The sequence below is a fragment of the Sphingobium sp. HWE2-09 genome (assembly GCF_035989265.1).
Classification (GTDB): domain Bacteria; phylum Pseudomonadota; class Alphaproteobacteria; order Sphingomonadales; family Sphingomonadaceae; genus Sphingobium.
On record NZ_JAYKZX010000001.1, the window covers coordinates 369,335 to 381,430 of the forward strand.

Consider the following 12,096-nt stretch of genomic DNA (forward strand, 5'->3'; position numbering starts at 1 on the left):
TGGCAATTGTAGGGGAGAACGTCATCGGCGTTGAGCCGCAAGCGCCCCGCATCCAGTATGGACGGCCGCCGGAGAATTGGAGACCCTGTTATTATTCTGCAAACCTGCAGTATGTCCTTAAGGATGGGGACAGGGGGGCGATGGGGGGCAGACCCATGAAAATGAGGAAAGTCCGCGCTGCCCATGGACCGTGTGCCAAGACCCCCCTCTATGGGGACAGACTGAGCGGTGCTTTCCATCCCAAGCTTTGCAACGAAGCAAGCCAAAATAACGCGCCAGGAGGGCCGGATACAAATGCCAACGATAGTCTTCGTTCAAGCTGACGCGACCCGCCATGAGGTGGCGGCTGCCAACGGGATCAGCGTGATGCGGGCCGCGATAGACGCTGGCATCGACGGCATGGTAGCAGATTGCGGCGGTGGACTAGCCTGCGCGACGTGCCACGTGCTGCTTGAGCCAACTGATTATAGCCGCCTACCACCACCCGAACCGACCGAAGAGGACATGCTGACACTCACAGCCCTTGAACGGCTACCGACGAGCCGATTGAGTTGCCAGATCATCCTAACCGACGAACTAGACGGAATTATCGTCACCATCGCTGATCCTCAGACTTAAACCTACAATAAGCAGACGCTCATCAACTGAGGCACCATCAATGTGCTCAGCTATTTAAATGTCGGAGAGGCAAGAATGAAAAATACATTGGCGGATCTTCCGAAAATCGCAAAAAATCCTAGCGATCTTCATTTGGCGCTTCGCAGCGCACGGCAGCAGGCGCCACTTGCACTTGATCATCAAGGTATCGTTCTGGCCTTGCACGCACGCCATCTTGACCAAGTCCTCTCACCATCATTGACCCGGCAGCTCGAAACCGAAGTGATGGAAATGCAAGGAATCACTGACGGGCCAATATTTGATAATAACTCAGCCATGCTGTTGTGGGCCAATGGCAATGTGCATGTTCGCAGGCGACGCGCCCTCACTAGGACATTCGCCCATAAGCTGATGGAAGGAATGCGTCCGCGCGCGCGCGCAATCGCCGAGCAATTAGTCAGCGAAAGGATCGGTTCAGGTCCAATCGACTTCCTCGACGAGGTGGCTGCACAGATTCCGGCCAGGATCATAGCAGAAATTCTAGGAATTCCTCAATCTGACCTGCCTTACTTCCGAGCCCTAGTCGATGACGTCATGCTAACCGTATTCACTTTTGATCCAGCACAGCGCACCTATCTTGAAGGGCGCATGTTGGAGTTTTTCGACTACGCCAATCGCTTGATCGCGGAACGACGCTTGAGCCCGCGAGATGACTTTCTGACACGTTTTGCAGACCAGTCTGATCAGACCGACCCTTTGTCTGACGAGGAGTTGCGCAGCAATCTCATCGGCTTGATACTGGCGGGGTCAGATACGACGAAGAACAGCATCGCTGTGACTGTATCGCTTCTGCTGGATCGTCCCGATCAATGGCAGATGCTCGTTCAAGACCCTGAGCGCTGGAAGCGCTCTGCGGCGATGGAGGGACAACGGTATGAACCTGTGGCGATCGGTGTTCCTCGGGTTGCTGTGACCGCGTTCGATCTGGACGGATATACTATCGAACCGGGCACCACGCTCATGTTCTCGATCGTCTCGGCTTCGCGGGATCCTGATATGTTCAGTGATCCGGATTCGTTCGACATAACACGTACGGATCATCCGCGATGGGCGATGGGCTTCGGGGGCGGTGCCCACCGGTGCATTGGCGAAGCGCTGGCTTGGGTAGAGATCGAGGAAACGCTATCGGCTTTGGCGCGCCTTGCACCGAACACGACACGCACCGGTCCTGCCCCTGCAGTGGGCAGCCTACCTACACGAATGATAGATCAGTTGGAGCTAATGCTTGGTTGACGATGCAGTTTTTGAGCCGCGATGGTGTCAGCATGTAATATTGCCTAACTGAATCAGGCGAACAGCGAACTATGATCTTATTGCGAAAAGTGATTCAGCCGGTATCATTTCCAGATCGTCGCTTAGGGGCGACGATGCAAGACTGTCATGCCCTGATACGCGGCCTAACACGCGGGTTGCTGTCTATCCATTATTATTGGATTGCAAGAGTCCGTTTGAGAATGCTCAGGGATGGACGATTCTGCGTAGCATGAGGCTACCGAGCGCAACGTGGATCATGGCTTCGGAGACATCGAGGCGCTGTTCGTAATCTCGCACGAGGCGTTTCCAACGTGTCATCCAGCCGAAGGTTCGCTCGACGACCCATCGCCGGGGGTAGGACCTTGAAGCCTGACTCCTTATCTGTGCGCCGCACGATCTCGAGGACGAAGTCGCGATAGGCGGCAGCGTCCATGAGGCGGGTGCGGTCATAGGCACCATCGGCGAACAGGTGTTTGAGCCAGGGCCAGCGCTGGCGGATGGCCGCGACGATACTCTGGGCGTCGGCGCTGTCGGAGATGTCTGCGGTGGTGAGGTTGACCATTAACAACCTGCCATCAATATCGACGGCGATATGCCGTTTACGGCCGACGACCTTCTTGCCCGCATCGAAGCCGCGCTTTTGCGCCGCTGGCGCCTTGATCGACTGACTGTCTACGACCGCAGCCGTCGGACTTTGCTCACGGTTCTCGCGGTCGAGCATCAGCGCGACATCGTGGATCGTGCGGAACAGCAACCGGCGGACGAACCGCCGGAACCACCAGTAGACCGTCTGCCAGGGCGGGAAGTCGTTCGGCAGCATCCGCCACCCGCCACCCGTCCGGGCAAGGTAGCGCAGGGCATCGAGAACATCGCGCAGGTCCGTCGTCGGCTTGCGCCCCCGCTTCGGCAACGACGGCAGAAACGGCTGAATGAACAACCACTCCTCGTCGGTCAGATCGGTCGGATAGCGCTTCGATCGCTTCTCAAATCCAGCCATTCGGCCACGGCTCGCTCGGGTCCACATCCCAAGCTTAAATCACATACTCGTCAGCCGTTCAACACATTCTCAAACGGTCTCTAATAGCTGCTGGACAGAGTGCGATTGGGCAATCGTGACAGGAAGCGCAAAGCCCCGGTCATGTCATAAACAAAATGTCATGGCGCCCCGCTGCGCGGCCACGCTCTATCCCGCCTCCGATAGTCGGCGGTACCCAGCCACTGCGCGTCTGGTCCATCCTGTTACGATCGCTGGCGCGGGTTCGGACCGACTGTCCGAAAAATAGTCGCCGCGCTCGACGCGGCGGCGTTGGTGTGAGCCTCTCCCGAAATGCGGGAGTGAGCGGCGCTCCCTCCTAGGCCATTGGCAGTCTTCGGCAACCCGTCTGCGCTGCGCTTGAGGGTGCTTCACTGTCGTTTCGCACTGCGGTGCCGACGCCCGCCGGGGCGGGCCTTTCCAGTCGCGTTTCGCCGCCCACCCCCGCTTTACGGGGAGCCTCATGTTTTTGGGCAGGCAGGAGGACAGGACATGGCTCGATATGCCTCACGTCGCGCGCGCGGCCCGCACGGTGCCGATGCGGCGCAGCCCGAACGGATCAACCTCTATGACGAGGTAACCGCCAAGATCATCGCACAATTGGAGGCGGGGCGCATTCCTTGGGTCCAGCCTTGGGCATCCAATGTAGACCTTAGCCTTGGCGGCCTTGCCCCCGGTCTGCCGCGCAATGCGCTCACCGCCCGCAATTATTTCGGTGTGAACATGCTTATCCTGTGGGGCGTGGTGATGGAAAAAGACTTTCCGTCGCAGAGCTGGCTGACCTTCAAGCAGGCACGGGATGCAGGCGGATGCGTCCGCAAGGGCGAACAGGGCACGACTGTCGTCTATGCCGATCGCTTCACTCCCGAAGCGGAGAGGGAAAAAGCGCGCGAAACGGGCGGCAATGCCAAGTCAGTGGCTTTCCTCAAGCGTTTTACCGTCTTCAATGTCTCGCAATGCGAAGGGCTGCGACCCGGCCTAGCGGCCCAACCTGCGCCTCTGCCCGAACGGGAAATCGTGCCGGTTGCCGAAGAACTGATAGCGGCCAGCGGCGTCGATTTGCGCATCGGTGGCGACAAAGCCTATTATGTGCCGAGCCAAGACTTGATAGCTGTGCCGCCGCAACCGGCTTTTTTCGACCAGATCAATTTCTATCGGACCTGCCTGCACGAACTGACCCATAATGCCGCGACCGGATTATGCCGCACGGCGTCGGAATGGCGCGGTCAGCGGCATGATCACGCGCTTTCAGTTCGGCATAATCTTCCGTGCTCCAGCAACATGGAGCATCACGATTATGACCGACATACTTAATGAGGCGGGGACCGCGCGAGCGGTGCTGCTCGCAAATTTCGACGACTATCTCGTCAAGCAGCGCGGGCTGAGCGCGCGAACGATCTATCACACGCTGCGGTTCGCCAACCGGTTCCTTGATCATCGCTTTGGGGACGGCGCGATCAGTCTCGCGGACCTTCGCCCTGCGGATGTCATCAGCTTTATCGAGCATGTTTTGGCGGCAGCACGCCGCGACAAGACGGTTGCGACGCATGTTCGCATCTTCCTCCAATATCTGTTCGGGTGTGGGGCGACGGCCAGCAATCTGGCGCTGAGCCTTCCCAAGATGGCCAAGCGTTGGGACGCGAGGCTGCCCCGGCATCTGTCGCCCGATGGGGTCGAGGCAGTGCTCGCTTCGGCGCGCAGTAATCCGCGATATGGCGCGCGCGACTCCGCGATGCTGCTGATCATGGCACGACTCGGCCTGAGCGCGGTCGAGGTCATCGCGATCCAGCTCGACGACATCGACTGGCGCGCTGGCGAACTGACGGTGCGCGGCAAAGGCCAGTTGCACGACCGGATGCCGATCACGCCGGAGGTCGGCGACGCGCTGAGCACCTATCTGCGCGAGGAACGTGGCCCGGCGACCTGCCGCACCCTGTTCGTCACGCAGCGCGCACCCTATCGACCGTTCAAGGACTGGCAGATTGTCAACGCGATCCTCAAGGACGCATTGAAGGCGACCGGACAGAAGCCGGTGACGCCCTATGTGGGATCGCACCTGCTGCGTCATAGCCTTAAGACCCAGCTGGTGAACGCGAGCGCATCGCTTGACGAGGTCGGCGACGTGCTGCGGCACCGTTCGCGCTCATCGACTATGATATATGCCCGGCTCGACATCGACGGGCTGCGATCCATCGCGATGCCCTGGCCGGTGGCGGGAGGCGCGCAATGAGCCTCATGCCCCAGCTTGATCGCTATCTTAGCGTTCGCCGCAGCTTCGGTTACGATCTGCGCACGAGCGAGCGCATCCTGCGCCGCTTCACCAGCTATGCCGATACCGAAGGTGCGGCCCACATCGGCACGGCGCTGTTCCTGCGCTGGCACGCAACGCTGGCGGACGGGAACGGGTCGACCAGAGCTACGAGGCTGCGCGTCGTGCGCCTGTTCGCGCAATGGCTGAGCGGCTTCGATCTCGCGCACGAGGTGCCGCCGCGAGGGTTGCTGCCGGACTCTTCCAACCGGCCTCGTCCGCACATCTATACCACCGTCGAGATCGCGGAGATCGTTGAAGCCGCCCGTGAACTGCCTTCGATCTACGGCCTCCGGGGACTCACCTGCTCGACGCTGTTCGGGCTGATCGCGGTCACCGGCCTGCGGATCAGCGAAGCGTTGGCGCTCGACCGCGATGAACTTGATCAGGGCGTGCTGCGGGTCCGGCGTGGAAAGCTTGGCCGCGAGCGACTGCTGCCGCTCGATCCGGGCGTGGTGGCTCACATGGATGCCTATCTTGCCGAGCGGGATCGGCTGATCGGACACGCGGCGAAACCGCTGTTCGTCACCGACAAGGCAACGCGGCTGACCGACTGCTCGGCCCGCTACAACTTCGCGCAGGCCTGCCAGCGGATCGGGTTGCGATCCCACCAACAGTATCAGCGACATGGCCGGGGACCGCGCATCCACGACCTGCGTCACACCTTCGCGGTGCTCACGATGATCAACTGGTATCGCACCGGCAAAGACCCGGCGCGCGAGATGATCCGGCTGACGACCTATCTGGGCCATACCGATCCCTCCAACACATACTGGTATCTGGAAGCGGTCCCGGAACTGCTCGATCTGGCGATGGCGCGTGCGACCGATGGGGAGGTGGCACGATGAGCGCCGCCTTGCCCGCGCTGAGCCAGCGCTTCTTCACCGACCGGCTGTGCACGCAGTTGGAGGCGAGCCGTCACACGGTGGCGGGCTACCGCGACACGTTCCGGCTGCTGCTCCGATATGCGAGCGCGCAGCTTGGCAAGCCGCCGGTCAAGCTGACCGTCGAGGACATTGATGTCGATCTGGTCGCCGACTTCCTCGTCCATACCGAGACGGCACGCGGCAACAGCGCGCGCAGCCGCAACACCCGGCTCGCCGCCCTCCGGTCGTTCTTCCGCTTCGTCGCGATGACCGACCCGACCTGGCTGCTGCACTGCCAGCGCGTGCTCGCGATGCCTAACAAGCGCTACGTGAAGCGCACGGTGACGTTCCTCGATGCTGACGAGATGGCCGCGTTGGTGGCAGCGCCGGATCGCTCGACATGGGCGGGACGGCGCGACCACGCGTTGCTCCTGCTCGCGGTCCAGACCGGCCTTCGGGCATCCGAACTGGTCGGCCTCACGCGAGGCGATGTTGTGCTCGGGAGCGGCGCGCACATCCGCTGCTTGGGCACGGGCCGAAAGGAGCGCGCCACACCGCTTCGCCGTGATACCGCCAAGCTGCTGGCGACGTGGATCGGCGCCGATAAGGAGGAAAGCAGGCCGCTGTTCCCGTCGATCCGGGGCGAGCGGCTGAGCCGCGATGCGCTCGAACATCTGGTCCGCAAGCACTGCCTGACGGCTGCGCGGACATGCCCGAGCATTGGCGCGAAGCGGGTCACGCCACATACGCTGCGCCACAGCAACGCAATGGACCTGCTGCATCACGGCGTTGATCCAGCGGTGATCGCACTCTGGCTTGGTCACGAGAACGTCGAGACCACCCAGATCTACATCCACGCCGACATGCGGATGAAGGAAAAGGCGCTCGCCCGCGTCGCTGCTCCGCCCACGCCGTCAGGCCGGTTCCGACCTGACGACCAACTCCTCGCGTTCCTGGAAGGGCTCCGATTATGCCGAACCGCCGCGCGGTCAAAGGCCAGAAAACTACCCTCAACCAGAGGCCGCGCGGCATAACCCGGGTCGCGGCATTATGACCCTTATGCCGATATCGGCATAAGACCCATGCGACAGGTCATGCCTCGCGTCTCGACCGCAATCTGACCAACAGCTTTGGCAGCAAGGACTATGCCCGCGAGGAACTGATCGCCGAAATGGGATCGGCCTTTCTCTGCGCGTCGCTGGGCATCGTGCCGACCGTGCGTCACGCCGACTATATCAGATCGTGGCTGGAGGTGTTGCGTGAAGATAATCGCGCCATCTTCCGTGCCGCAGGCGCTGCCAGCAAGGCGGCGGACTGGCTGCTGTCGCGCCTTCCCGCCCCAGGTATCGCTAACGGAGCCGGGGCCGCCAAATACAGCAATCGGTCCTGCAGTGACCCCGATCTGAATCGGAGGGCCGCATGATCCTCCTGACCCCCGACCTGCGATACGCGCTAAGGGCCAACGCCATTTGCGCACAGGCCGTCAACGCGAAGGGCGAACGGTTTGACCCCGCGCCGATCCTGAAATTCTTCAACCCGTTGGGCGCTAGCACGTGGCTGGCAACTGAACTCTACGCCGACGACAATACACTGTTCGGCCTTGCCGATCTTGGGTTCGGCTGCCCGGAACTTGGCACCTTTTCACTAGCGGAAATAGCCAGCGTCCGCCTGCCTCTTGGGATGGGTATCGAGCGGGACATCGCCTTTTCAAGCCCGCATCCGCTCTTTCTTTGGGCCGATACTGACCGCCGTGCCGGATCGGTCCTTTGGGCTGAGCAACTTTTTCGCCGTGCCGCGCCCGGCACCCGCCCCGAACTTCCGAATGATCCCGATTGCGGGATGGCCGCGATCTGGGAACCAGCCATGGGCGACTGGCCGGTTAGCTATCGGATCATAACGGTCGATGCTAATCCCGAGATCATCCGCTATCGGTCGCGGCATGGCGCAATGGTCGAACGTCGGGATGCGCAAAAGTGGTTGAGCCATACCGTGCCCGAGGAGGAACTGATTGTAACGCCTCCGTTCGGCACGTTCACGGTCGAGGAGATACCGACTTTGCCTATGCAAGCGAGCATTGCGCTCTAGTCTCGTCGTATCACGAAGCCATCGTTATAGCCGAACCAATGAATGGGGGCTTCCGGCAAAGTTAAGACGCTCCCAAAACAAAACTTGAATGTCGGCTCTGGACAAAAGCGGCTAGTTGTCAGGTCGTTCCCGTGCCCCATTGTTGCATTGAACTGACCAAAGAATGGCAACCGCGCTCTATCACATTTAACGAACAAGGCCCGCCGTCCCACCTGCCGGTCTGACCAATCCATCCTTACTAGCGGTCGAAGGCGTATCGCTCAATCTTGCCCACAATTAGCCAATAAGCGGCCACTGCGGCCAACACATGGATGCCGACATAGAGCAGCGCACCATCATAGGAGCCGGTCTGACTGACGATCGCCCCGATCGCAATCGGCGTGATGATGCCCCCGACACTGCCGGCCGCATTAAATAGCGCACCGGTTACTCCGATTGCTTCCCGCGGCGCCGTGTCGGCGATGACCGTCCATCCCAATGCGCCGAAGCCCTTGCCGAAAAAGGCAACGCACATGATCAGCACCACAATGCTGTTCGAAGCCGTGTAATTGCACAAAATGATCGTTGCACTCAGCCCCAGACCCATGGTGATCGGTAGTTTGCGTGCCCAGGACAGCGCACCGGTTCGCCTCAAAAGCCAATCTGAAAAGAAGCCGGCGGATATACCTCCCACACAGCCGCAGATCGCGGGAAGCGCAGCAACGAATCCTGCCTCCAGCACGGACAGATGCCGCGCTTCCACCAGATAGCTGGGAAACCATGATATGAAGAAGGTGGATAGCGACGCGACACAATATTGCGCCAGGAAAATGCCCAGCAGCATGCGATTGGACAGCAAACTCCAGATCCGCACTTTGACGGCGGGTTTTGCTTGCGAGCCATCTGTCTGCTGTCCGGATTCCATCAAGCCAGTGAGTGCGCCCCGCGCCGTAATGTCATCTAGTTCGGCAGGCGACAGCCGTCGGTCGCGATCAGGCGCTTGATATTGCACAGCCCACAGCACAGCGAACGCCACGCCAAGCGCGCCCATTACCGAAAATATCGCTTCCCACCCCGCAGCGTGGAAAAGAAAACCCATCAGCGGGGTGAAAACCGCCAACGACAGATATTGCGCGCTGTTGAAGATCGCGCCAGCTACACCTCGCTCGTCGGGCGGGAACCAAGCAGCGATAATGCGGGCGCAGGCCGGCGTCACCGGCGCTTCCAATATGCCGAGCAATATGCGCAGCAGATAGATGGCGACCACCGGCGCCGCGACATAACCCACGCCGCTGATCGCCACGGTGGCAATCGACCAGCTGATCACCGCGACCAATATGGCAATGCGCGCACCGATCCGGTCGACAAGATAGCCCGCAGGCAACTGGGCGAGGAAATAGCTCCAGGAAAAGGCGGAGAACAGCCACCCCATCTGCAACGGGCCGATGCCCAGTTCGCGCGACAGGCCCGAGGCCGCTACTGACAATGTTGCGCGGTCGCCAGTGCTGAGCGCCAGCACGATGGTGATGAGCGCCAGCACGAAAAAGCGGCGTCCGCCGGTTCGTGTCCGCCCAGCGGGCAAAAGTGCGATGTCGGCAGAGATGGGAGCGTCTGCCATGGGTCAGGCGAACCCGGTGGAGCCGTCGGGGCGCACAGGCACCTTGCGTTGCCAACGAACATATTGATCGCCCGCCAGGCGGCTTTCGTCAATCTCCACGCCCCAGCCCGCACGGTCAGGACGCAATTCCAGATGGCCGTCGCGGGGCAGATAGGGATCAACGACATAATGAGCGTCGCCCATGGTTTCGCCGACCATCTCCGCGCGGCCGGGGTCCAACACATCCTTGTTGGGCAGGCGATATTCCAAGATCTTGAAATTGGGCTGGGCGGCACAGAAATGCAGGTTCACCGCCGTAGCGAGCGGTCCCATGGGATTATGCGGCGCAATCGTCACATAATAAGCCTCTGCAATGGCCGCGATCTTGCGCATTTCCAGCAGGCCACCCACGACACAAATGTCGGGCTGAATGATGTCACATCCGCCAACCTGCAACAGCCGCAGAAATTCAAACCGACTATAGAGGGATTCCCCCGTCGCAAGAACGCAGTCGAGGCTGCGATTAAGTTCACCCCAGGCTTCGTAATTTTCCGGTCGTATCGGTTCTTCGAAAAACATCGGATCATAGGGGGCCAGCGCATTGCCTAGCTGAGCGGCAAGGCGTGGTTCGAAAATCTTGGCATGAGCATCGAACGCCATTTCGTAGCGCTGGTCGGCCTTTTCCCGCAACGCCCGGAAATAGTCCGCACTTGTGCGCAAAACCTCACCCCAGCGATGGGCATGAATGTCTATCCGATAGGGGCTGAGCTTGAAGGCGTTAAAACCCCAGTCCTGATGCAGCATGTCCATGGTGTCGCTGGCGGCTTGCGGATCGGGCGCGGTGTAAATGCCTGCATAGACACGGACCCTGTCGCGCACATGCCCGCCCAGCAGCATATAGACCGGAACGTCCAGCGCCTTGGCAGAGATGTCCCACAGACAATGGTCGATGGCGGAAATCGCGGCTAGCCCCAGCGCGCCGGGCGGGAAACGCGATTGCTGAAGCAAGTACTGGATCAGATATTCGATCCGGCGGGGATCCTGGCCGATCAGAAAATCTGCCAGATAATCCAGTATCGGTGGCAAGGCGCGGTCGGGGCCATGATTATAGCATTCGCCCCAGCCAGTGAGCCCGGCGTCGGTGTCGATCGCAACGATCACGCGGGGACGATTGCCGTCCCGGGTCATGAACGCTCGGACGCGATCTATCTTCATCAGCCCCTATCCTCTTCCATGCTGCGCCGCATTCTGACGCTTATAGGCTATCGTCGCCAAGGTCAGGCTGCAGATGCAACCGACAAATCTTTAAGCAATTCTTTTAGATCCGCCCATGTGCGGTCGGACAGCGGCCATGCCGCAGGCGGCCGGGGGAAACCGCAATCATTGCCCAGCAGTTGCAACGCGGCCTTTACGACAGACACGTTGGCCCCGTTTCGTTCTTCTGCACGCAAGGCTTCGAACGTTGCGATGCTGTCCACCAATGTACGCGCAGTGGCATAGTCACCCGCTTCCAATGCCGCGCTGATGGCCACGGAGCGTTCGGGCCAGACGTTGATGAGGCCTGATGTAAAACCCCGCGCGCCCACCGCATAGAAGATCGGTGCCCAGGTTTCGGCAAGGCCACCGCTCCAGATGAGGTGCGGGTCGTTTGCCTTAATCGCTTCGCCAAGCCGTGTAGGCGTGGGACACGCCCATTTGATGCCGACCACGCCGGGTAGGGCACAGAGCTGATTGATCGCGTCCAGACCGATACCGTCATCACGCAGATACAGGATGACGGGCAGCCCCTGCCCTGCATCCACGATACGGCTGACATAATCGACGATCCCGCGCGGTGCGACAAAAGGGTCTGGCGGTTGATGTATCATTAGCGCGGAGGCCCCTGCCTGACGCGAGGCACGGGTCAGGGCCAGTGCATCGCCGATGCCACGCCCCACGCCACCGATCAGCGGCACGCGATCGGCCACGATTTCGGCGGCTGCATGCACCATCGCTTCAGCCTCAACAGTGGTCAGCGCATAAAATTCACCGGTATTGCCATTGGCGACCAACAGGCTGACGCCTGCATTAACGGCCCGGTCCACGACCGGCGTCAGCCGCGCTGGTTCCAGCTGGTCCTCCGCATTGAACGGCGTGACCAATATGCCCGACACTCCGCTCAAAGCGCGCCTCAAACGATTTTCCGGCTCGCTCGCCATAATTCAGCATTCCCCTAAACTTCCATCTACCTGTCATATATATTAACACGTGCGATTGGATGTCAACGGGCTTCTGCCGTGCTACTCCTGATTTGCCCATCGGGCAGCAAAGAGGATGT

9 protein-coding genes and 3 pseudogenes are annotated in these 12,096 nt (G+C 60.5%); 8 read left to right on the top strand and 4 right to left on the bottom strand.

Features of this window, described 5'->3' with window-relative positions:
* The first annotated feature begins 294 nt into the window (after positions 1-294).
* Positions 295-618 carry a 2Fe-2S iron-sulfur cluster-binding protein gene (locus U5A89_RS01700; RefSeq protein WP_338159485.1) on the top strand — a complete coding sequence of 108 codons (324 nt, stop codon included), beginning with the start codon at positions 295-297 and terminating at the stop codon, positions 616-618.
* A 75-nt stretch (positions 619-693) separates the two neighbouring features.
* Positions 694-1,890 carry a cytochrome P450 gene (locus U5A89_RS01705; RefSeq protein WP_338159486.1) on the top strand — a complete coding sequence of 399 codons (1,197 nt, stop codon included), beginning with the start codon at positions 694-696 and terminating at the stop codon, positions 1,888-1,890.
* A gap of 225 nt (positions 1,891-2,115) precedes the next feature.
* Here the strand turns inward: U5A89_RS01705 and U5A89_RS01710 are convergent.
* Positions 2,116-2,935 (bottom strand): annotated as a pseudogene (locus U5A89_RS01710) (IS5 family transposase).
* A gap of 501 nt (positions 2,936-3,436) precedes the next feature.
* Between U5A89_RS01710 and U5A89_RS01715 the strand changes: the two are divergent.
* The 6 genes and pseudogenes from U5A89_RS01715 to U5A89_RS01740 form a co-directional block, all read left to right on the top strand.
* Positions 3,437-4,258, top strand: coding sequence for an ArdC family protein (locus U5A89_RS01715; protein WP_338159487.1), 822 nt, complete (start codon positions 3,437-3,439; stop codon positions 4,256-4,258).
* Entirely contained in the window at positions 4,242-5,174 is a 933-nt protein-coding gene (locus tag U5A89_RS01720) for a tyrosine-type recombinase/integrase (protein WP_338159488.1), read from the top strand. The genes U5A89_RS01715 and U5A89_RS01720 overlap by 17 nt, the downstream gene beginning before the upstream one ends.
* Positions 5,171-6,100, top strand: a complete 930-nt coding sequence (locus U5A89_RS01725) for a tyrosine-type recombinase/integrase (protein WP_338159489.1) — start codon at positions 5,171-5,173, stop codon at positions 6,098-6,100. The genes U5A89_RS01720 and U5A89_RS01725 overlap by 4 nt, the downstream gene beginning before the upstream one ends.
* The gene (locus tag U5A89_RS01730; RefSeq protein ID WP_338159490.1) at positions 6,097-7,152 is read left to right on the top strand and encodes a tyrosine-type recombinase/integrase; all 1,056 of its coding nucleotides are present in this window, start codon (positions 6,097-6,099) and stop codon (positions 7,150-7,152) included. Before U5A89_RS01725 ends, U5A89_RS01730 begins: the two co-directional genes overlap by 4 nt.
* Before the next feature lie 47 nt (positions 7,153-7,199).
* Positions 7,200-7,541: pseudogene (locus U5A89_RS01735) on the top strand (zincin-like metallopeptidase domain-containing protein); the annotation flags it as partial.
* A pseudogene (locus tag U5A89_RS01740) lies at positions 7,538-7,939 on the top strand (DUF2958 domain-containing protein); the annotation flags it as partial. The pseudogenes U5A89_RS01735 and U5A89_RS01740, both read left to right, overlap by 4 nt.
* Positions 7,940-8,441: 502 nt before the next feature.
* Here the strand turns inward: U5A89_RS01740 and U5A89_RS01745 are convergent.
* The 3 genes from U5A89_RS01745 to U5A89_RS01755 form a co-directional block, all read right to left on the bottom strand.
* Entirely contained in the window at positions 8,442-9,800 is a 1,359-nt protein-coding gene (locus U5A89_RS01745) for an MFS transporter (protein WP_338159491.1), read from the bottom strand.
* Between the two features lie 3 nt (positions 9,801-9,803).
* Positions 9,804-10,994 (bottom strand): mandelate racemase/muconate lactonizing enzyme family protein, encoded by a 1,191-nt coding sequence (locus U5A89_RS01750; protein ID WP_338159492.1) that lies wholly within the window; start codon positions 10,992-10,994, stop codon positions 9,804-9,806.
* A gap of 62 nt (positions 10,995-11,056) precedes the next feature.
* The gene (locus tag U5A89_RS01755) at positions 11,057-11,977 is read right to left on the bottom strand and encodes a dihydrodipicolinate synthase family protein (protein WP_338159493.1); all 921 of its coding nucleotides are present in this window, start codon (positions 11,975-11,977) and stop codon (positions 11,057-11,059) included.
* Positions 11,978-12,096 lie beyond the last annotated feature (119 nt).